Source organism: Streptomyces sp. TRM64462 (assembly GCF_013362995.1).
GTDB lineage: Bacteria > Actinomycetota > Actinomycetes > Streptomycetales > Streptomycetaceae > Streptomyces.
In genome coordinates this window covers 23,560-43,230 of the sequence record NZ_JABWDV010000222.1, presented here as the reverse complement: position 1 = coordinate 43,230, position 19,671 = coordinate 23,560, and the positions used below count along the sequence as shown (strand labels likewise).

The window sequence follows — 19,671 nt, the reverse complement described above, 5'->3', positions numbered from 1 at the left end:
GACGCGGCCGGCTCCGGCGGCGCGGCCCAGGGCGCCATCGGCACCCGGCCGCCCGTATGCGCCGTGGCCGACGCCGCGCTCTACTGCGCCGCGCCCGGTGTGAAGGCGGCCCGTCTGCGGCTCGTCGACGGGGCGCGGGCCTGGTCCGTGCCCTCCGGCGCGCCCGACGCCGCCCCGGACGAGGCCGCTGCCCTGGTCCCGAACGGCGGGCTGCTGCACACGGTCAGCCCCGGGGCGGCGAGCGGGGGCGGCGCCCGCCTTGAGGCGCTCGACCCCGGTAGCGGTGCCGTGCGGTGGGGCGTCGGCCTCGGGGCGTACGCGCAGGTCGTGCACAGCGACGGCACAGTGCTGACCGTCCTCGCCGACGGCCGCGTGCGGGCCCTGGACGCCGCGACCGGCGTCGAGCGCTGGACGAAGCGCCTGGCCGCCGGCGGCGCCCAGTGGGTGGCGGGCCCTGCCGGCGGCGGCGCCCCGGCCCGTACCGTCTTCGCGGCCGCCGTCGCCGCCGACGGGGCGTCCACCCTGGTCACCGCCGTCGACCCGGCGAACGGCACGGTCCGCTGGAGCGAGCGGCTGAAGGGCTCCCTCACCCCCGTACAGGCGACGGCGGACGCGCTCGTGCTGCTGTCCGCCGACAAGGAGCAGTACACGGACGCGGTCGTACGGCTCGACACCCGCGACCGGAGCCGGCGGCGGGTGGCGCTCACCGCGGCCGTGGACCAGGCGCAGGCGGCGGTGGACGGCGACACGGTGTACGTCGTCGGGTCCGGCGGGGCGCTCACGGCGGTCGACCTGGACGGGCGTACGGAACGGTGGCGCCTGGAGACGGGCGCCGCGCGCGTGTCACGGCCGGTCGTCGCGCCGAACGGGCACGTCGTGCTGTCGGCGGGCGACGGGCGGCTGCTCGCGGTGGACGCCACGCGGGGCGTGCTGGCCGGGCAGACCCCGCCGCGTATGGCGGCGGGCGGGCGCGGGGGCCTCGCGCCGCTGCTGCCGGCGCCGGTCGTCACGGACGGCAAGGTGTTCGCGTCGGCGCCCGACGGGTCGGTCTTCGCCGTGGAGGCGGACGACCCGGCGCGGTGGTGAACCGCACCGGGTCGCTCGTACTGCTCGTACTGCTCGTACTGCTCCCTGGGGCAGGGCGCCGGGGCCGGCGCGGGACCGGGTCGTCCGGGCGCCGGGTGCCGGGCGCCTGGCAGGGCAGAGCCTCAGGCGAGCTTCGTGACGTCCCGGACCGCGCCCTTGTCGGCGCTCGTCGCCATCGCCGCGTACGCGCGCAGGGCCGCCGACACCTTGCGGTCGCGGTTCTTCGGCGCGTACACGCCGTTCAGCGCCGCGCGCCGGGCGTCGAGCGTGGCGTCGTCGACGAGCAGCTCGATCGCGCGGTTCGGGATGTCGATGCGGATGCGGTCGCCGTCCTCGACCAGGGCGATCGTGCCGCCGCTCGCCGCCTCCGGTGACGCGTGGCCGATGGACAGGCCGGACGTGCCGCCCGAGAAGCGGCCGTCGGTGATCAGGGCGCAGGTCTTGCCCAGGCCCCGGCCCTTGAGGAACGACGTCGGGTACAGCATCTCCTGCATGCCGGGGCCGCCCTTGGGGCCCTCGTAGCGGATGACGACGACGTCGCCGTCCTTGACCTGCTTGTTGAGGATCTTCTCGACGGCCTCGTCCTGCGACTCGCAGACGACGGCGGGGCCTTCGAACGTCCAGATCGACTCGTCGACGCCGGCCGTCTTCACAACGCAGCCGTCCACGGCGAGGTTGCCCCTCAGCACCGCGAGGCCGCCGTCCTTGGAGTACGCGTGCTCGGCGGAGCGGATGCAGCCGCCCTCGGCGTCCTCGTCCAGCTCCTCCCAGCGCTCGGACTGCGAGAAGGCCTCGGCGGAGCGCCGGCAGCCCGGTGCCGCGTGCCACAGTTCGACGGCCTCGGCGGACGGGGAGCCGCCGCGCACGTCCCAGGTCTTCAGCCAGTCCGCGAGGGACGGGCTGTGCACGGAGGTCACGTCCTCGTTGAGGAGGCCGGCGCGGTGCAGCTCGCCCAGGAGGGCGGGGATGCCGCCGGCGCGGTGCACGTCCTCCATGTAGTACGTGCGGTCCTTGGCGACGTTCGGCGCGACCTTCGCCAGGCAGGGGACGCGGCGCGAGACGGCGTCGATCTCCTCCAGGCCGAACGGGACGCCCGCCTCCTGGGCGGCGGCCAGCAGGTGCAGGATCGTGTTGGTGGAGCCGCCCATGGCGATGTCGAGGGCCATGGCGTTCTCGAACGCCGCGAACGACGCGATGGAGCGCGGCAGGACCGACGCGTCGCCCTCCTCGTAGTAGCGCTTCGTGAGCTCGACGACCGTGCGCCCGGCGTTCTCGTACAGCGCCTTGCGGGCGGTGTGCGTGGCGAGGACCGAGCCGTTGCCGGGGAGGGAGAGGCCGATGGCCTCGGTCAGGCAGTTCATCGAGTTGGCGGTGAACATGCCGGAACAGGATCCGCAGGTCGGGCAGGCGTTCTCCTCGATACGGAGGATGTCCTCGTCCGAGATCTTGTCGTTGACGGCGTCCGAGATGGCGTCGACGAGGTCGAGTGTGCGGACCGTGCCGTCGACGAGGGTGGCGCGGCCGGACTCCATGGGGCCGCCGGAGACGAAGACCGTCGGGATGTCGAGGCGCAGCGCGGCCATCAGCATGCCGGGGGTGATCTTGTCGCAGTTGGAGATGCAGATGAGCGCGTCGGCGCAGTGCGCCTCGACCATGTACTCCACGCTGTCCGCGATCAGGTCGCGGGAGGGCAGCGAGTAGAGCATGCCGCCGTGGCCCATGGCGATGCCGTCGTCGACGGCGATCGTGTTGAACTCGCGCGGGATGGCGCCCGCGGCCTTGATGGCCTCGCTGACGATCCGGCCGACCGGCTGGAGGTGCGTGTGGCCGGGGACGAACTCCGTGAAGGAGTTGGCGACGGCGATGATGGGCTTGCGGCCGATGTCCTCGCCCGCTACACCGGAGGCGCGCATAAGGGCGCGTGCGCCCGCCATGTTGCGGCCGTGGGTGACAGTGCGGGACCTCAGCTCGGGCATCGTCGCTCGCTCCTCAAACAAAGAGATCTGAAAAGAGATCTGGTCAGAGAGATCTGACGTCTACGAGCGTACGCCGCTGCTCCAAGATCTGGACAGTTCGTCCGGATAGCGGGACGCGATGCTCACGCTTCGGTGAGGTACCGCTGGAGGGTCGGGGCCACCATCGCCACGATGGCGTCCGGGTCGGCCGACGCGAGCGGCTCCACCTTGATCACATATCGCAGGATCGCGATGCCGATCATGTGGGACGCCGCCAGCTCCGCCCGGAACTTCGGGTCGGGTACGCGCAGCTCGGCGGCGACCCGCTCCAGGATGCGGCGCAGCACGAAGCCGCGCAGCACCTTGGCGGCGGCCTCGTGGGTGAGGGCGGAGCGGATGATCGCCAGGAGCGGGGTCCTGGTCGCGGGGTTCTCCCAGACGCCGATGAAGTAGCGGGCCAGCCGCTCGCCGATGCCTTCGGGGCCCGCCCCGAGGACGGCCGGGACGACCAGGGCGGGCTCGAAGGACACCTCGATGGCGGCCGCGAAGACCTCGTCCTTCGTACCGAAGTAGTGGTGGACGAGGGCGGCGTCGACCCCGGCCGCCTTGGCGATGCCGCGGACGGACGTCTTGTCGTAGCCGCGCTCCGCGAACTCGGTGCGGGCGGCCTCCAGGATCCGCTCGCGGGCGCCGGGGCCCTCGGTGCGCTCCGCGGCGGGCGGGCGGCCGCGGCCCCTACGCGCGCGTGGGGCGCCGGTCACGGGACGCGGGCGGCCGACGCCAGGTGCAGCCGCGTGAAGGCCAGGGCCTCGGCGAGGTCGGCCTCGCGTTCGGCGGCGGACATGGCGCGCCGGGTGTTGACCTCGATGACGACGTGCCCGTCGAAGCCGGTACGGGCCAGGTGCTCCAGGAGCTCGGCGCACGGCTGCGTGCCGCGGCCGGGCACCAGGTGCTCGTCCTTCGCGGAGCCGCGCCCGTCCGCGAGGTGGACGTGGCCGAGGCGGTCGCCCATGCGGGACGCCATGGCGAGGGCGTCGGTGCGGGCGGTGGCGGTGTGGGACAGGTCGATCGTGAAGTGGCGGTAGTCGTCCTTGGTGACGTCCCACTCGGGTGCGTACGCGAGCATCTCGCGGTCGCGGTAGCGCCACGGGTACATGTTCTCGACGGCGAACCGTACGTCCGTCTCGTGGGCCATCCGCCAGATGCCGGTGACGAAGTCGCGCGCGTACTGGCGCTGCCAGCGGAACGGCGGGTGCACGACGACGGTCGACGCGCCGAGCTTCTCGGCGGCGGCGCGGGCGCGCTGGAGCTTGACCCACGGGTCGGTGGACCAGACGCGCTGGGTGATCAGCAGGCAGGGGGCGTGGACGGCGAGGACGGGCACCTGGTGGTAGTCGGAGAGGCGGCGCAGCGCCTCCAGGTCCTGGCTGACGGGGTCGGTCCACACCATGACCTCGACCCCGTCGTAGCCGAGGCGGGAGGCCACCTCGAAGGCGGTGGCGGTCGACTCGGGGTAGACCGAGGCCGTGGACAGGGCGATCTTCGCGTCGGGGACGCGCAGGACGGACTCCGCGGCCGGTTCGTGCGGCCGCGCCGCCGGCTCCCGGTGCTCCGCCGGCCCCGCCGGCCGTGTCGGCACTGTCGTCCCCGCGGGCTGCTGGCGCTCTCGCCGCTCCTGCCGCCTCGACGCACGCCGTTCAGCGGTCCGTCCAGCGGTCCGTTCCGCGGTCGGGCCCGCCGCCGACTCCTCCGCCGCTCGTTCTGCCACGAGGGACAGCGTACGGGCCCGAACTGTCACTCGGGGAGGTGGTCGAGGCGGCGCAGGATGACGCCCTCGCGCAGCGCCCAGGGGCAGATCTCCAGCTCCTCGACCCCGAACAGGTCCATCGCGCCCTCCGCGACCAGCGCCCCGGCCAGGAGCTGTGCGGCCCGGCCCTCCGACACGCCGGGCAGGTCGCGGCGCTGTTCGACGGTCATGGCGGCGAGCTTCGGGACCCAGCCCTCGAGTGACGTACGACTCAGGACGCGCTGCACGTAGAGGCCCTCGCCGGAGCCGGGCGCGCCGGCGATGCGGGCGAGCTGCTTGAACGTCTTGGACGTGGCGACGACGTGGTCGGGCCTGCCGAACCGCGCGAACTCACCGACCGTCCGCGCTATCTGCGCCCGTACGTGGCGGCGCAGCGCCTTCACGTCGGCGGGGTCCGGCGGGTTGCCGGGCAGCCAGCCGGCGGTGAGCCGTCCGGCGCCGAGCGGCAGGGACACGGCCGCGTCGGGCTCCTCGTCCATGCCGTACGCGATCTCCAGGGAGCCGCCGCCGATGTCGAGGAGCAGCAGTTTGCCGGCGGACCAGCCGAACCAGCGACGGGCGGCCAGGAAGGTGAGCCGGGCCTCTTCCTCACCGGTCAGCACCTGGAGGTCGACGCCGGTCTCGGCCTGCACGCGCGCGAGGACGGCGTCGGCGTTGGAGGCGTCGCGGATCGCGGAGGTCGCGAAGGGGAGGACGGCCTCGCAGCCCTTCTCCTCGGCGGTGTGCACGGCGTCCCCGATGATCGTGACGAGCCGGTCGACGCCCGGCGCGCCGACCGCACCGTCCGCGTCGAGCAGTTCGGCGAGGCGCAGCTCCGCCTTGTGCGAGTGGGCGGGCAGCGGCCGGGCGCCGGGGTGCGCGTCCATGACCAGCAGGTGCACCGTGTTCGAACCGACGTCGAGGACTCCGAGTCTCATGCCTGAACGCTAACCCCGTCGGTGGGCGGGCTCCGCATACGCTGGAGCTGTGCCAAAGACGAAGAAGGCCAAGCCGGGCAAATCCGGGGCCGGCAAGAAGCGCGACAAGGCCCGGGAGGGCGCGGTGGCGATGGTTCCGGATGCCCGGGATGCCTCGGACGTCCCGGGCACCCAGGACGTGAGCGGCGAGGACGTGAGCGACGAGAAGGGCCTCGACTTCCCGCGCGCGTGGGTGGAGTTCCCGGACCCGGCGGACGAGGAGCAGGTCTTCCGCTGCGACCTGACGTGGCTCACGTCGCGGTGGACGTGCGTCTTCGGCAGCGGCTGCCAGGGCATCCAGGCGGGCCGGGCGGACGACGGCTGCTGCACGCTGGGCGCGCACTTCTCGGACGAGGAGGACGAGCAGCGGGTCGCGACGCATGTGGCCCGTCTCACGCCGGAGCTGTGGCAGTTCCACGACGTGGGCGCCGAGAGCGGCTGGGTGCAGCTCGACGAGGACGGTGAGCGGCAGACGCGGCGCTGGAAGGGCTCGTGCGTCTTCCAGAACCGGCCGGGCTTCGCGGGCGGTGCCGGGTGCGCGCTGCACATCCTGGCGCTGCGGGAGGGCAAGGAGCCGCTGGAGACCAAGCCGGACGTCTGCTGGCAGCTCCCGGTCCGGCGTACGTACGACTGGATCGAGCGGCCGGACGACACGAAGGTCCTCCAGGTGTCGATCGGTGAGTACGACCGCAGGGGCTGGGGTCCGGGCGGCCATGACCTGCACTGGTGGTGCACGTCGGCGACGTCGGCGCACGGCGCGGGCGAGCCGGTGTACGTGACGTACCGGCCTGAGCTGACCGAGCTGATGGGCAAGGCGGCGTACGACGTGCTGGTCGGGCTGTGCGAGGCGCGGCTCGCGTCGCAGCTCCCGCTGGTGGCCCCGCACCCGGCGGATCCGGCGCGGTAGGACGGCGGCTGCGGGGGGGCGGCCCGGAGGGGGTCGGCCCGGGGAGTCGGCCCGGGAGTCAGCATGGGGGGCAGCCGGTGGTCAGCCCGTCGGGGCCGGGGAGCCGGCGGGCTCGTTCGGCGGGGGCGGGGCCGGCTCCGGTGGCGGGTCGTCGGCCGGGGGCGGTGCGCTCGACGAGGGCGGGGGTGTCGACGACGGCGGTTCGGAGGAGGGCGGGGGCGTGCCCGGGTCGGTGCCGGTGCCGGGGCCCGGCGACGTCGAGGACGGCGGAGGTGTGGGGCGGGGCGCGGGGCTCGCCGTACCGGGGGGCGACGATGGCTGCGGCCTCGGGTCCGGCGTGGGCCGTCCAGTGTGCGTGGGGGGCTGCTGGGCGGGCGGCCGCTTGGGCCCGTTGCCCTCGATGCCGATGACCGCGCCGGACGGGTTGACGCCGACGCGCGCGCTCCAGGCGCCCCGCGGCTGCCGGTCGTGGTCGACGGTGATGTACACGGTCTCGGACCGGCCGGGCTCCAGCCTGCCGGACGTGCGGCTCGCGTACAGCCAGGGCGCGTCCGTCCACAGGGACCAGGCGACGGGGCCGCCGCCGGACGCGGTGAGCTTGAGCATCGTGGTGTCGCCGTGGGGCTGCGCGGCAACCGTGATCCTGCCGGGCCCGCCGGGCTGTCCGGAGCTCGTGGAGGGCAGCGGGGTGCCGGGCGTGATGACCTCGACCGTGACGTCGGGGGCCTGGCTGGGCGTACGGAAGCGGGGGTCGGGGCCGCCGGTGCGGGTGTTGCCGGTGTTCTCGTAGTGCTGCCGGCCCTGGCGGCCCGCGGCTTCGGAGCCGGTCTCGTCGGCGGCCGTGACGGCGGGGTCGCCGCGCCCGTCGCCGGCCGCCTGGTCGCCCCGGTAGGCGGCCCACAGGGCGAGGACGGGCGCGGCGATGACGGTGGCGACGACCGTGGTGGTCACCGCGCGGGCGCGCATCCGGTCGCGGCGGGCCGCGTGGTCCTTCGGGTCCAGCGGGAAGCCGTCGCGGCCGAACCGGGGCCCGGCCGAGCGGGCGCGGGGCGCGTGCACCATCGCCACGTACGCGGCGGACCGCGGCGCCTCGACCAGCGGCAGCGTCGCGGGCGTGACCGTCGAGCCGGGCCAGGGCCCCGCGGCCTCGGCGCGCTCGGCGACGCGGCGGCACAGCGGGCAGTCGTCGACGTGCCGGACGAGCTCGCGGCGCAGCGCCGCCGACAGCAGCACCTGGTGGTCGCCGGTGAGCCGGGCGACGGCCGAGCACGTGCCGGTCTCGACGACGGCGAGCGCGGCGCGGGTGCGCTCGACCTCGCAGGCGGCCGTGGACAGCAGCTCTCGGGCGGTCTGCGGGGCCATGCCGAGCACGGCGGCGACCTCGGGCGCGCCGAGCTGGTGGCGTACGGCCAGCTCCAGGGCCTCGCGCTGCTCCGGGGTGGTGCCGGCGGCCTCGGGCCAGGCCAGCAGGGCAAGCTCGCGGCGGCGCTCGTCGGTGGTCTCCTCGCCGGCCCGCGGGGCCTCCTCGGTGGCGGGCGGCCGGGCCGGGGGGCGGGTCTGCGTACGGCCGTACGGCCGACGCCCGGACGGGGGACGCCCGGAGGCGTGGGCGGCCTGACGGCCCGCGTGGGCGCCCTGCCGGCGGCGGCGCTGCTCGGTGAGCGCGCGGAGGCAGGCCCAACGGGCGAGGGCGTACAGCCACGCCTTGCGGCGGGGCTCTTCCGCGGGCGAGCGCCCGTACTGGCGTTCGGCGATGGCCAGGACGTCACCGAGTACGGCGGTGGCCGTTTCGTGGTCGCAGAGCACCGAGAGGCAGTATGTGAACAGGCCGTCGAGGTACGGCTCGTACCGGGCGGGCGGGCTCTGCGCGAGCGTCCGGGACCCGCTCCGGGGCGCACTGCCCTGCGCCCGGTGTGCGCCGGTGGTGTACGTGGGGGGTTCCAGCCTGCTGCTCGTCACCCGGCGACCGTAGGCGGCTGAAGGCACACTCTTCGTAGCCCTTGGGCACTTTTAAGCCTTACGGGTGAACGTATCCCTCAAAAGAGGACAGTGGACTTTGCCTTGTGGCAGGCGTGGGCGCTATAGGGCGCGGGCATATGCGGCGCGTCCACACGGGTTGCCCGGCGGGCTGTCCGGCGGGTTGTCCACAGGCGGCGCGCGGTGTCACTGGGCGCGGCTACGGTGTGGCGCATGGCTGCCCGTACGAAATCGTCGAAGGACCGGCCGTCGTACCGCTGCACGGAGTGCGGCTGGACGACGGCCAAGTGGCTCGGCCGCTGCCCCGAATGCCAGGCGTGGGGCACGGTCGAGGAGTACGGGGCGGCGCCCGCCGTGCGGACCACGGCGGCCGGGCGGGTGTCGGCGGCCGCGCTGCCGATCGGCCAGGTCGACGGGCGGCAGGCCACGGCGCGCTCGACGGGCGTGGACGAGCTGGACCGGGTCCTGGGCGGCGGGCTCGTGCCGGGCGCCGTGGTGCTGCTGGCGGGCGAGCCGGGCGTGGGCAAGTCGACGCTGCTGCTGGACGTGGCGGCGAAGGCGGCGAGCCCGGAGCACCCGACGCTGTACGTGACGGGTGAGGAGTCCGCGAGCCAGGTGCGGATGCGGGCCGACCGGATCGGGGCGCTGCACGACCATCTGTACCTGGCGGCCGAGACGGACCTGTCGGCGGTGCTCGGGCACCTGGACGCGGTGAAGCCGTCGCTCCTGATCATGGACTCGGTCCAGACCGTGGCGTCGCCCGAGATCGACGGGGCGCCGGGCGGCATGGCGCAGGTACGGGAGGTGGCGGGCGCGCTGATCCGGGCGTCCAAGGAGCGGGGCATGGCCACGCTGCTGGTGGGCCACGTCACGAAGGACGGGGCGATCGCGGGGCCGCGGCTCCTGGAGCACCTGGTGGACGTGGTGCTGCACTTCGAGGGCGACCGGCACGCGCGGCTGCGGCTGGTGCGGGGCGTCAAGAACCGGTACGGGGCGACGGACGAGGTCGGCTGCTTCGAGCTGCACGACGAGGGGATCACGGGCCTGGCCGACCCGAGCGGGCTCTTCCTGACGCGGCGCGCCGAGCCCGTGCCGGGCACGTGCCTGACGGTGACGCTGGAGGGGCGGCGGCCGCTGGTGGCCGAGGTGCAGGCGCTCACGGTGGACTCGCAGATCCCGTCGCCGCGGCGGACCACGTCGGGGCTTGAGACGTCCCGCGTCTCGATGATGCTGGCGGTGCTGGAGCAGCGGGGGCGGATCAGCGCGCTGGGCAAGCGGGACATCTACAGCGCGACGGTCGGCGGCGTGAAGCTGTCGGAGCCGGCCGCCGACCTGGCGGTGGCGCTGGCGCTGGCGTCGGCGGCGAGCGACACGCCCCTGCCGAAGAACCTGGTCGCGATCGGGGAGGTGGGGCTCGCGGGTGAGGTGCGCCGGGTGACGGGGGTGCAGCGGCGGCTGGCGGAGGCGCACCGGCTGGGGTTCACGCACGCGCTGGTGCCGTCGGACCCGGGGAAGGTGCCGGCGGGGATGCGGGTCCAGGAGGTCGCGGACGTGGGCGAGGCCCTGCGGGTGCTGCCGCGGACGCGGCGCGCGGCACGGGACGATGCGGAGACGGAGCGGCAGCCGGGGGCGGGCGCGCGGTAGGAGGCGCCGCGGGCAGGGCGGCCCGGCGCGGGGCTCCGCTGTGCCCGCCCGCCCGCAGCGAGGCGGCGGCGGGGCGGCGTCGGCGCGGCGGGGCGGGGCGACGGCCGTCGAGGTTGTCGGAGCCGCAGCCCCCGGGAAGGCGGGTCGCTAGACTTTGCCCTGGTCTCGCCCATCCGTACGAGCCGGAGGAGTGCAGTGGCAGCCAACGACCGGGCATCTACACCCGGAAAGTCCGGCGGAGGCTCCGGCAACGAAGCGCTCATGCGCGCGTCCCTGAGCGCGGTCGCGCCGGGCACGGCGCTGCGGGACGGCCTGGAGCGCATCCTCCGCGGCAACACGGGCGGTCTGATCGTCCTCGGCATGGACAAGACGGTCGAGTCCATGTGCACCGGCGGCTTCGTGCTGGACGTCGAGTTCACCGCGACCCGCCTGCGCGAGCTGTGCAAGCTCGACGGTGCGCTGATCCTCGACAAGGACATCACCAAGATCCTCCGCGCCGGCGTGCAGCTCGTGCCCGACGCCTCCATCCCCACCGAGGAGACCGGCACGCGGCACCGCACCGCCGACCGCGTCTCCAAGCAGTGCGGGTTCCCCGTGATCTCCGTGTCGCAGTCGATGCGGCTGATCGCCCTGTACGTGGACGGTGAGCGGCGGGTGCTGGAGGAGTCCGCCGCGATCCTCTCCCGCGCCAACCAGGCCCTCGCCACGCTGGAGCGGTACAAGCTGCGCCTCGACGAGGTCGCGGGGACGCTCTCCGCGCTGGAGATCGAGGACCTGGTGACCGTCCGGGACGTCACCGCCGTCGCGCAGCGCCTGGAGATGGTGCGGCGGATCGCCACCGAGATCGCCGAGTACGTCGTCGAGCTCGGCACCGACGGACGCCTCCTGGCCCTCCAGCTCGACGAGCTGATCGCGGGCGTCGAGCCCGAGCGCGAGCTCGTCGTACGGGACTACGTGCCCGAGCCGACGGTCAAGCGGTCCCGTACGGTCGCGGAAGCGCTCACCGAGCTGGACGAGCTGTCGCACTCCGAGCTCCTGGAGCTGCCGACCGTGGCCCGCGCCCTCGGCTACAGCGGTTCGCCCGAGACCCTCGACTCGGCGGTCTCGCCGCGCGGCTACCGGCTGCTGGCGAAGGTGCCCCGGCTGCCCGGCGCGATCATCGAGCGGCTCGTCGAGCACTTCGGCGGCCTGCAGAAGCTGCTCGCGGCGAGCGTCGACGACCTCCAGGCCGTGGACGGCGTCGGTGAGCTGCGGGCCCGCAGCGTCCGCGAGGGCCTGTCGCGGCTCGCGGAGTCGTCGATCCTCGAACGGTACGTCTGAGTTCGTCGTCCGAGGATCAGTCCTTGGCGAGGGTGATCGCCGCGCGCAGGACGCCCTTCGCACCCGGCACCGTCGCCTCCGCCAGGTAGGTACCGGGGCCGGCGACCCGCGTCGACGGGGTGCCGCACCGCGTCGTGCTGTGGCGGCGGTCCCACTCGGCGGTGTACGTGGCGGTGCCGCCCGCCGGGACGGCGACGTACACGCTGCCGGAGCTCTTGGGGCAGTCCTCGGACGACCAGATCTCCTCGTCCGAGTCGTCGCTGATGGTCAGCACGGCCGTGGCCGGGCCGAGGTCGGTCTTGCATGTGGTGGCCGAGGTGTTGCGGGCGGTCAGCCGGAACCGGGGCTTCTCGCCGGGCGCGTAGGACACCTTGGAGCTGCTGAGCGTGAACTGGAGTGCGCCCGGGGCGCAGTTCGGGAGGGCGGAGTTCGCCGGGACCTGCTCGGCTGACCCGGATGCGCTGCCGGGCCCGGATCCGCTGCCGCCGGAGCCGCCGGAAGCGGAGCCGCCCGTACCGCCCGTACCGCCGTTCGCGCCACCGCCGTCCGCGCCCGTACCGCCTCCGGTGCCGCCCGCGCCGCCGCTCTGGTCGCCGCCGCCGGCCGCTCCGCCGCCCGTACCGCCCGTGTCGCCCTCGGTGGCGCCCGCCTCGTCGCGGCCGCCCGGCTGGGAGCTGATGGCGGGGCCGGACGGCGTGGGCCCGGGCGTGATGGTGGACGGCGCGGCCGACGTCGCACTCGCGCCGCCGCTGCCCTTCTGTCCACTGTCGTCACCGGAACTGACGAACCATACGATCAGCACGGCGAGCAGCGCGACCACGCTCGCGGCGACTGCCCTCCGCCGCCAGTAGATGGAGGAGGGAAGCGGCCCGACCGGATTGCGCAGAGATCCCACGGCCCAAACTGTACGAGAGATCGTCGCCAACTCCCGCCCCACCCGCCGCTCCTGCGCCGGTTTTTGCCGATCATCACATCGTTCCGGGCGTTCCTCGCGGATGGCGGTGAACGGGTGCCTCCGCGGGCCAGGTACCGTCCGTAACCATGAGTCAGGACCTCTACCGCGCCATCACCGACTTCGCCCAGACAACGCCGCACTGGGTACACGTGTTCGCCGAGATCGGCACCGACGCCGGACTGCTGGTGTTCGGCGTGCTGTTCGTCGTCGCCTGGTGGCGGGCGCGCCCCGCCGGTTCGCGGGCCATGGCGCTCGCCGCGCTCACCGCAGTCGCCACGGCCTTCGGCTACGTCGTGAGCGAGACCCTGAAGTCGTTCATCCAGGAGGAGCGGCCGTGCCGGGCCGTGGCCGGGGCGGTCGCGTCGATCGCGGAGTGCCCGCCGTACGGGGACTGGTCGTTCCCGAGCAACCACGCGGCCATCGCGGGCGCGTCGGCCATGGCGCTGGCGCTGGCGTGGCGGCGGATCGCCTGGTTCACGATGCCGCTGGCCGTGCTGATGGCGTTCTCGCGCGTGTTCGTGGGCGTGCACTACCCGCACGACGTGGCGGCGGGCCTGGTCGTGGGCGCGCTCGCGGTGTGGGCGTTCGTCCGGCTGCTGACCGGCCCGACGCGGAAGCTGGTCGAGACGATGCGCGGCAGCCGGTCCGGCGCGGCGCGGTGGCTCGCCGGGCCCGGTGACGCGACGGAGCACGGGCGCGGAGAGGCCGGGCGCACGGAGGCCGGGCGTGCGGAGGCCGAGCGTGCGGGCGGCGCGGCGACCGTGCACCGGCAGCGCGGCGCGCACCGGCAGCGCCGGGAGCCGGCCGTGGGCACCGAGCGCCAGGAGGCGGCGGGGCACCGGCGCGTGTCCTGACGTACGGCGGCGGTGAGGGGCCCGGGACACGGGACGTGCCAGGATCAGCAGTGCCATGACTACGACCGAGACTCCTCCCCCCGCCGCCTCCTCATCCGCCTCATCCGCCGCCTCCTCCGCGCAGTTGCACGGCCCCGTCATCGCGTGGTTCGAGCAGCACGCGCGCGACCTGCCCTGGCGCCGCCCCGAAGCGGGCGCGTGGGGCGTGATGGTCAGCGAGTTCATGCTCCAGCAGACCCCGGTCAACCGCGTCCTGCCGGTGTACGAGCAGTGGCTGGCCCGCTGGCCGCGCCCCGCCGCGCTGGCGGCCGAGGCGCCCGGCGAGGCGGTACGCGCCTGGGGGCGGCTCGGCTACCCGCGGCGCGCGCTGCGGCTGCACGGGGCGGCCGTCGCGATAACGGAGCGGCACGGCGGTGACGTACCACGCGACCATGCCCAGCTCCTCGCGCTGCCCGGGATCGGCGAGTACACGGCCGCGGCGGTGGCGTCGTTCGCGTACGGGCAGCGGCACGCGGTCCTGGACACCAACGTGCGGCGGGTGTTCGCCCGCGCGGTGACCGGCGTGCAGTACCCGCCGAACGCGACCACGGCCGCCGAGCGGCGGCTCGCCCGGGCCCTGCTGCCGGACGACGACGGCAGGGCGGCGCGCTGGGCCGCGGCGTCCATGGAGCTGGGCGCGCTGGTCTGCACGGCCAGGAACGAGGAGTGCGGGCGCTGCCCGATCGCCCGCGCCTGCGCCTGGCGCCTCGCGGGCAAGCCCGCCCACGACGGCCCGCCGCGGCGCGGCCAGACGTACGCGGGCACCGACCGGCAGGTGCGCGGCAAGCTGCTGGCCGTGCTGCGCGACGCGCGGCACCCGGTCCCGCAGGCCGCGCTGGACGCGGTGTGGCACGACCCGGTCCAGCGGGCCCGCGCCCTGGACGGGCTGGTCGCGGACGGCCTGGTCGAGCCCCTGGCGGACGGCCGCTACCGCCTCCCGGCGGGCTGACCCGTACGGCTCCCGCACCGCCTCCCGTACCGGCTCCCGCCCTCCTTCCCGTTTCCCGCACCGCCGCACCGCCTCCCGTACCGGCTCCGCACAGGGCGTGTGCGGGGTCGTACAGGGCCGTTACACAACCGATGGACAGCCGTGCGTCCGTCGAAGGGTGCTTCGGACAGGCCCGTGACAACAGCTCCGTAGTTTCTCGTGATGTCAGCGAGCGCGACCGGCTCAGGAAGCTGACGCCACGGAAGCGAACGATGCGGACCGCCACAGGCCTCCGCATGTCACGGGGAAACGGAGGCGATTCGGGATGTCGCACGGCGAGGTGCTCGAATTCGAGGAGTACGTACGCACCCGGCAGGACGCCCTGCTGCGGAGCGCCCGACGTCTCGTCCCGGACCCCGTGGACGCGCAGGACCTGCTGCAGACGGCCCTGGCCCGTACGTACGGCCGCTGGGACGGCATAGCCGACAAGACGCTGGCCGACGCCTACCTCCGCCGCGTCATGATCAACACCCGTACCGAGTGGTGGCGGGCCCGCAAGCTGGAGGAGGTCCCGACCGAGCAGCTCCCGGACGCGTCCGTCGACGACGCGACCGAGCAGCACGCCGACCGGGCCCTGCTCATGGACGTCCTGAAGGTGCTGGCGCCGAAGCAGCGCAGCGTGGTCGTCCTGCGGCACTGGGAGCAGATGAGCACCGAGGAGACCGCCGCCGCGCTCGGGATGTCGACCGGTACGGTGAAGAGCACACTTCACCGGGCGCTGGCCCGCCTCCGGCAGGAGCTGGAGAGCCGGGACATCGACGCCGCCCGCGCACTGGGCGGCGGCGAGGCCGGGGGGCAGGGACGGGCGGGGCGCGCCGGGCGGCGCGCGGACGGACGTCGTCACGGACGGGAGCAGGAGCGGTGCGCGGCCTGAACGGCAGACGCGAGAACGGCGTGACCGGCGTGACCGGCGTGACCGGCCGGAACGGCCGGAACGGCGGCATGACCGGTCCCAGGGCGGCGAGTACGACGGCGGTGGCCGTGACCGTGCTCGCCGCCGTCGGCCTGTTCGCGACCGGGTGCTCCACCGGCGGCACGGGCGCGCGCGACGAGGGCGCGGCGCCGCAGGACCAGGGCGGTCCCGCGCTGGCCACGCCGACGCCGTCGGCCTCCTCGTCGCCGGCGTTCCGGCGCGTGGACGTCGTACGGCTGATCAAGGACGATCCGAAGGTCAGCGAGCGCGTCAAGAACGACCTGAAGCCGTGCGTCGCGGACGCGTACCCGGTCGACACCTCGTACGGGAACCTCACCGGCACCGGGGCGCCGGACGTCGTCGTGAACGTGCTGACGTGCGGCGACGCCGTCGGCATAGGAACGTATGTGTACCGGTTGCGGGACGACGACCGTACGTACGAGAACGTGTTCGCACTGGAGGAGCCCGCGGTGTACTCGGCGATCGACCGCGGCGACCTGATCGTCACCAAGCAGCGGTACGAGAAGGACGACCCGGTCGCGTACCCGTCCGGCGAGGACGTGGTCACCTTCCGGTGGGCGGGGAACAGGTTCACGCAGCACGACATCGTGCGCAACGAGTACAGCAAGGCGGTCGACGGCGGCGACTTCACCGGTCCCGCGCCGACCACCGCGCCGGGCGACAACTGACACGTCACAAACTGACAGCTGAGGGCGGCGCGGGAGCGCGGGAGGAACGAGGAACGCGGGATGGCAGAGACTCATGTGCTGTTCGTCGAGGACGACGACGTCATCCGGGAGGCCACGCAGCTCGCGCTGGAGCGGGACGGCTTCGCGGTGACGGCCATGCCGGACGGGCTGTCCGGCCTGGAGTCGTTCCGGGCGCGGCAGCCGGACATCGCGCTGCTGGACGTGATGCTGCCGGGCATGGACGGCGTGAGCCTGTGCCGCCGCATCCGGGACGAGTCGACCGTGCCGGTGATCATGCTGTCGGCGCGTGCCGACTCGATCGACGTGGTGCTGGGCCTGGAGGCCGGCGCCGACGACTACGTCACCAAGCCGTTCGACGGTGCGGTGCTCGTCGCGCGGATCCGGGCGGTGCTGCGGCGCTTCGGCCACGCATCGGGCGGTGCGCACGGCGGTGACGGGGCGGACGGGTCCGGCGGGCAGGGCGAGCGCGGGCTGCTGGTCTTCGGGGACCTGGAGGTGGACACCGAGGGCATGGAGGTCCGCCGCGGCGGGGCGCCGGTGGCGCTGACGCCGACGGAGATGCGGCTGCTGCCGGAGTTCTCGTCGGCGCCCGGCACGGTCCTGTCGCGCGACAAGCTCCTGGAGCGGGTCTGGGACTACGGCTGGGGCGGCGACACCCGGGTGGTGGACGTCCATGTGCAGCGGCTGCGCACGAAGATCGGCCAGGACCGGATCGAGACGGTGCGCGGCTTCGGCTACAAACTCAAGGCGTAGCGGCGCCGGCCGCCCACAGGCACGCGTACAGACCGACACGGAGAACAGGACAGCGCCCCCATGAAGCCGCCCACCCTGCGCACCGGCGTGCGATGACTGCATCTCCCGGGGGACAACCCCCGCACCCCCGGCAGCACTCCGGAGCCGCCCTGTAGAACCCCGGCCCGCACGCCCAGCCCGCAGCACACCCACGGAACAGAACAGGACAGCGCCCCGATGAAGCCGCCCACCTTGCGCACCGGTGTGCGATGGAAGATCGCCATCGCCATCGCCGCCGTGGGCGCCCTGGTCGCGGTGACGCTCAGCCTGGTCGTCCACAACGCCGCCCGCAACTCGATGCTGGACAACGCGCGCGACGTCCAGCTGGAGCGGCTGAAGTTCGCGCAGCGCATGTACGAGTCGTCGAAGCCCAAGGAACCGAAGTTCGGTACGAAGCTGAACGACCCCGCCCTCCCCAAGGAGCTCGACCGCCTGGTGCGGGACAAGCACCGCGGCACCTACGTGCAGGAGCACGGCGACGGCGTGCCGGACGTGTGGGCGGCCGTGCCGCTCGGCAACGGGGACGTGCTGTCGCTGCACAGCCGGTACCCCGACCGCAGCGCGACGATCATGAAGAAGCTGGACGAGGCGCTGATCGTCGGCTCGGTCTCGGTCGTCTTCGGCGGCAGCGCCCTGGGCGTGCTGATCGGCGGCCAGCTCTCGCGCCGGCTGCGCAAGGCGGCCACCGCGGCCGGCAAGGTCGCGCAGGGCAACACGGACGTACGGGTCCGGGAGGCCATCGGCGGGGTCGTACGGGACGAGACGGACGAGCTGGCGCGGGCCGTGGACGCGCTGACCGACGCGCTGAACGAGCGGATCGAGGCGGAGCGCCGGGTCACCGCCGACATCGCGCACGAGCTGCGCACCCCGGTCACGGGGCTGCTCACGGCCGCCGAGCTGCTGCCGCCCGGCCGCCCGACCGAGCTGGTACGGGACAGGGCGCGGGCCATGCGGACGCTGGTCGAGGACGTGCTGGAGGTGGCGCGGCTCGACAGCGCGTCGGAGCGGGCCGAGCTCCAGGAGATCGCGCTCGGCGAGTTCGTCAGCCGCCGGGTCGCGGTGCTGAACCCGGACGCGGTGGTGCGGGTGGTGCACGAGTCGTGGGTGAACACCGACCCGCGGCGCCTTGAGCGCATCCTGGGCAACCTGCTCACGAACGCCGCCCGGTACGGCAAGGCGCCGGTGGAGGTCACCGTCGAGGGCCGCGTGCTGCGGGTGCGGGACCACGGGCCCGGGTTCCCGGAGGCGCTGCTGCGCGAGGGGCCGAGCCGGTTCCGTACGGGTGCGAGTGACCGCGCGGGCGCGGGCCACGGCCTGGGCCTCACCATCGCGGCGGGCCAGGCGCGGGTGCTGGGCGCCCGCCTCACGTTCCGCAACGCCGCCCCGGAGGGCACCGCCCCGGAGGCCGGGGGCGCGGGGGGCGCGTCCGGCGCCATCGCGGTGCTGTGGCTGCCGGAGCACGCCCCGACGAACACGGGGAGCTTCCCGATCCTCACGTTCCCGGACGGGAACGGCCAGGACTGACCGGCGGCGCGCCGGCCCGCCGGCCGGCCGTCAGGCTCAGCGGGCTCCGCGGGCCCAGCGGGCTCAGCGGGCCCAGCGGGCTCAGCGGGCTCAGATGCGGACGCCCTCGTTCAGCAGGAACTTCGCCGGGTTCAGCGAGGAGCCGTAGTTCGGGGTCGTACGGATCTCGAAGTGCAGGTGCGGCCCGGACGAGTTGCCGGTGTTGCCGGAGCGGGCGATGACCTGGCCGGTCTTCACCTTCGAGCCGATCTTGACGTTGATCTTCGACAGATGGGCGTACTGCGAGTACGTGCCGTTGGCGTGCTTGATCACGATGGCGTTGCCGTAGGCGGGGCCGTCGCCGCCGCCGTTCGGGCCGGCCTTGACGACGGTGCCGGAGTGCACGGCCTTGACCGGGGTGCCGATCGGCACGGCGAAGTCCTGGCCGGAGTGCTTGTTCGTCCACATGGCGCCGCCCTGGTTGTAGCCGGCGGTCAGCGTGTAGCCGGCGACGGGCTTGACCCAGTCGACGGCCTTGGCGGCGGCGGCTGCCTTCGCGGCCTTCGCCTTCGCGGCGGCGGCCTTGACCGCGGCGGCCTTCGTCTTCGCCGCTGCGGCGGCCTTCGCCTTGGCGGCAGCGGCCTTGGCCTGCGCGGCCTGCACCTCGGCGACCTTGGCCTGCGCCTCGGCCTGCGCGGCGACGGCGGTGGCGGTGTTCACGGCGAGCGGGGCGGCCTGCGCCGCCTGGGCCGCCTTGGCCTCGGACCCGGCGGCGACGGCCGACGCACCGGCCCCGAGCACCGACGCGGCTCCCATGCCGACGACGGCGAGGGCGACGACGGCGGTACGGGGGGAATGCTTGGCGCGCTGCGACATACGGGGGAAACCTCCGGGCTCCGGACAACAAGGGACCCGACGCGAGCGGCGCGCCGGGCATCTGGTCATCCTTGGTACCGGGTCATCCCGCGATGCCCCAAACACCCCGTCTACGACGTTCGGTCGTAGCCCCGCCCCTGTGACGCACACGCTTGACGCAGCCGCCCGGACCCGTGCGACACCATGGATATGCTGACAAAACGGGCACCCGGGCCCCGCGCCGAAGGCGTACGGACCTCGCCGGCCACCGGAGTGCGGCACCCCGGGCCCGGCGCCCCTGCAGGGCGCGCGGGCGGCCGACCGGGGCGGCCCGGCCCCGGTGCGGCTTCACTATTCCCCCTAGTACGTCCGAAATGCCCTGTGCGGCTTGTCACGCAACGCCTCCTTCC

The 19,671-nt window shown here is 74.3% G+C and carries 17 protein-coding genes; 10 read left to right on the top strand and 7 right to left on the bottom strand.

All coding sequences use genetic code 11. The features are described 5' to 3' along the window. Positions 1 to 1,086 (top strand): PQQ-binding-like beta-propeller repeat protein (locus HTZ82_RS10180; RefSeq protein WP_175408992.1); only part of this gene is annotated, 1,086 nt, incomplete at its 5' end. A 122-nt stretch (positions 1,087 to 1,208) separates the two neighbouring features. Here HTZ82_RS10180 and ilvD read toward each other — a convergent pair. From ilvD to HTZ82_RS10160, 4 genes are all read right to left on the bottom strand, one after another. Further along, complete coding sequence (ilvD, locus tag HTZ82_RS10175) at positions 1,209 to 3,062, bottom strand: dihydroxy-acid dehydratase (RefSeq protein WP_175408991.1); 1,854 nt, start codon at positions 3,060 to 3,062, stop codon at positions 1,209 to 1,211. A 122-nt stretch (positions 3,063 to 3,184) separates the two neighbouring features. Further along, the gene (locus HTZ82_RS10170; protein WP_175408990.1) at positions 3,185 to 3,802 is read right to left on the bottom strand and encodes a TetR family transcriptional regulator; all 618 of its coding nucleotides are present in this window, start codon (positions 3,800 to 3,802) and stop codon (positions 3,185 to 3,187) included. Continuing rightward, positions 3,799 to 4,602 (bottom strand): sugar phosphate isomerase/epimerase, encoded by an 804-nt coding sequence (locus HTZ82_RS10165; protein ID WP_175408999.1) that lies wholly within the window; start codon positions 4,600 to 4,602, stop codon positions 3,799 to 3,801. Before HTZ82_RS10165 ends, HTZ82_RS10170 begins: the two co-directional genes overlap by 4 nt. Before the next feature lie 233 nt (positions 4,603 to 4,835). Continuing rightward, complete coding sequence (locus tag HTZ82_RS10160; RefSeq protein WP_175408989.1) at positions 4,836 to 5,765, bottom strand: Ppx/GppA phosphatase family protein; 930 nt, start codon at positions 5,763 to 5,765, stop codon at positions 4,836 to 4,838. 49 nt (positions 5,766 to 5,814) lie between these two features. Between HTZ82_RS10160 and HTZ82_RS10155 the strand changes: the two genes are divergently transcribed. Beyond that, complete coding sequence (locus HTZ82_RS10155) at positions 5,815 to 6,711, top strand: hypothetical protein (RefSeq protein WP_175408988.1); 897 nt, start codon at positions 5,815 to 5,817, stop codon at positions 6,709 to 6,711. Between the two features lie 81 nt (positions 6,712 to 6,792). Here HTZ82_RS10155 and HTZ82_RS10150 read toward each other — a convergent pair whose 3' ends face one another. Next, entirely contained in the window at positions 6,793 to 8,670 is a 1,878-nt protein-coding gene (locus HTZ82_RS10150; protein ID WP_175408987.1) for a sigma-70 family RNA polymerase sigma factor, read from the bottom strand. 231 nt (positions 8,671 to 8,901) lie between these two features. On the opposite strand from HTZ82_RS10150, the gene radA reads away from it, so the two are divergent. Further along, a complete protein-coding gene (gene radA / locus HTZ82_RS10145; protein WP_175408986.1) occupies positions 8,902 to 10,332 on the top strand; it encodes a DNA repair protein RadA in 1,431 nt (476 codons plus the stop codon). A 195-nt stretch (positions 10,333 to 10,527) separates the two neighbouring features. After that, on the top strand, positions 10,528 to 11,652 hold the full coding sequence (gene disA, locus HTZ82_RS10140) for a DNA integrity scanning diadenylate cyclase DisA (RefSeq protein WP_175408985.1): 1,125 nt from the start codon (positions 10,528 to 10,530) through the stop codon (positions 11,650 to 11,652). A gap of 16 nt (positions 11,653 to 11,668) precedes the next feature. Here disA and HTZ82_RS10135 read toward each other — a convergent pair whose 3' ends face one another. Further along, positions 11,669 to 12,547 (bottom strand): hypothetical protein, encoded by an 879-nt coding sequence (locus HTZ82_RS10135; RefSeq protein ID WP_175408984.1) that lies wholly within the window; start codon positions 12,545 to 12,547, stop codon positions 11,669 to 11,671. 146 nt (positions 12,548 to 12,693) lie between these two features. On the opposite strand from HTZ82_RS10135, the gene HTZ82_RS10130 reads away from it, so the two are divergent. The 6 genes from HTZ82_RS10130 to cseC all read left to right on the top strand — a co-directional run bounded on the left by HTZ82_RS10130 (position 12,694) and on the right by cseC (position 18,427). Further along, on the top strand, positions 12,694 to 13,461 hold the full coding sequence (locus HTZ82_RS10130; protein ID WP_175408983.1) for a phosphatase PAP2 family protein: 768 nt from the start codon (positions 12,694 to 12,696) through the stop codon (positions 13,459 to 13,461). A gap of 55 nt (positions 13,462 to 13,516) precedes the next feature. Then, positions 13,517 to 14,449, top strand: a complete 933-nt coding sequence (locus HTZ82_RS10125) for an A/G-specific adenine glycosylase (RefSeq protein ID WP_254711754.1) — start codon at positions 13,517 to 13,519, stop codon at positions 14,447 to 14,449. 304 nt (positions 14,450 to 14,753) lie between these two features. Further along, positions 14,754 to 15,362: a SigE family RNA polymerase sigma factor gene (locus HTZ82_RS10120; RefSeq protein ID WP_175408982.1), complete on the top strand. Its 609-nt coding sequence runs from the start codon at positions 14,754 to 14,756 to the stop codon at positions 15,360 to 15,362. Continuing rightward, on the top strand, positions 15,350 to 16,090 hold the full coding sequence (locus HTZ82_RS10115; protein ID WP_175408981.1) for a hypothetical protein: 741 nt from the start codon (positions 15,350 to 15,352) through the stop codon (positions 16,088 to 16,090). The genes HTZ82_RS10120 and HTZ82_RS10115 overlap by 13 nt, the downstream gene beginning before the upstream one ends. Before the next feature lie 60 nt (positions 16,091 to 16,150). Beyond that, on the top strand, positions 16,151 to 16,864 hold the full coding sequence (gene cseB, locus HTZ82_RS10110; RefSeq protein ID WP_175408980.1) for a two-component system response regulator CseB: 714 nt from the start codon (positions 16,151 to 16,153) through the stop codon (positions 16,862 to 16,864). Positions 16,865 to 17,080: 216 nt separating this feature from the next. Further along, complete coding sequence (gene cseC, locus HTZ82_RS10105; RefSeq protein WP_175408979.1) at positions 17,081 to 18,427, top strand: two-component system sensor histidine kinase CseC; 1,347 nt, start codon at positions 17,081 to 17,083, stop codon at positions 18,425 to 18,427. Between the two features lie 90 nt (positions 18,428 to 18,517). Here cseC and HTZ82_RS10100 read toward each other — a convergent pair whose 3' ends face one another. Beyond that, on the bottom strand, positions 18,518 to 19,282 hold the full coding sequence (locus tag HTZ82_RS10100; RefSeq protein WP_175408978.1) for a M23 family metallopeptidase: 765 nt from the start codon (positions 19,280 to 19,282) through the stop codon (positions 18,518 to 18,520). Positions 19,283 to 19,671 lie beyond the last annotated feature (389 nt).

What these genes read in the sequence shown, in the direction of transcription:
- ilvD (WP_175408991.1), bottom strand. Translation starts at nt 3,062, where the DNA reads ATGCCCGAGCTGAGGTCCCGCACTGTCACCCACGGCCGCAACATGGCG.
- HTZ82_RS10160 (WP_175408989.1), bottom strand. Translation starts at nt 5,765, where the DNA reads ATGAGACTCGGAGTCCTCGACGTCGGTTCGAACACGGTGCACCTGCTG.
- radA (WP_175408986.1), top strand. Translation starts at nt 8,902, where the DNA reads ATGGCTGCCCGTACGAAATCGTCGAAGGACCGGCCGTCGTACCGCTGC.
- HTZ82_RS10130 (WP_175408983.1), top strand. Translation starts at nt 12,694, where the DNA reads ATGAGTCAGGACCTCTACCGCGCCATCACCGACTTCGCCCAGACAACG.
- HTZ82_RS10125 (WP_254711754.1), top strand. Translation starts at nt 13,517, where the DNA reads ATGACTACGACCGAGACTCCTCCCCCCGCCGCCTCCTCATCCGCCTCA.
- HTZ82_RS10120 (WP_175408982.1), top strand. Translation starts at nt 14,754, where the DNA reads ATGTCGCACGGCGAGGTGCTCGAATTCGAGGAGTACGTACGCACCCGG.
- cseB (WP_175408980.1), top strand. Translation starts at nt 16,151, where the DNA reads ATGGCAGAGACTCATGTGCTGTTCGTCGAGGACGACGACGTCATCCGG.
- cseC (WP_175408979.1), top strand. Translation starts at nt 17,081, where the DNA reads ATGAAGCCGCCCACCTTGCGCACCGGTGTGCGATGGAAGATCGCCATC.
- HTZ82_RS10100 (WP_175408978.1), bottom strand. Translation starts at nt 19,282, where the DNA reads ATGTCGCAGCGCGCCAAGCATTCCCCCCGTACCGCCGTCGTCGCCCTC.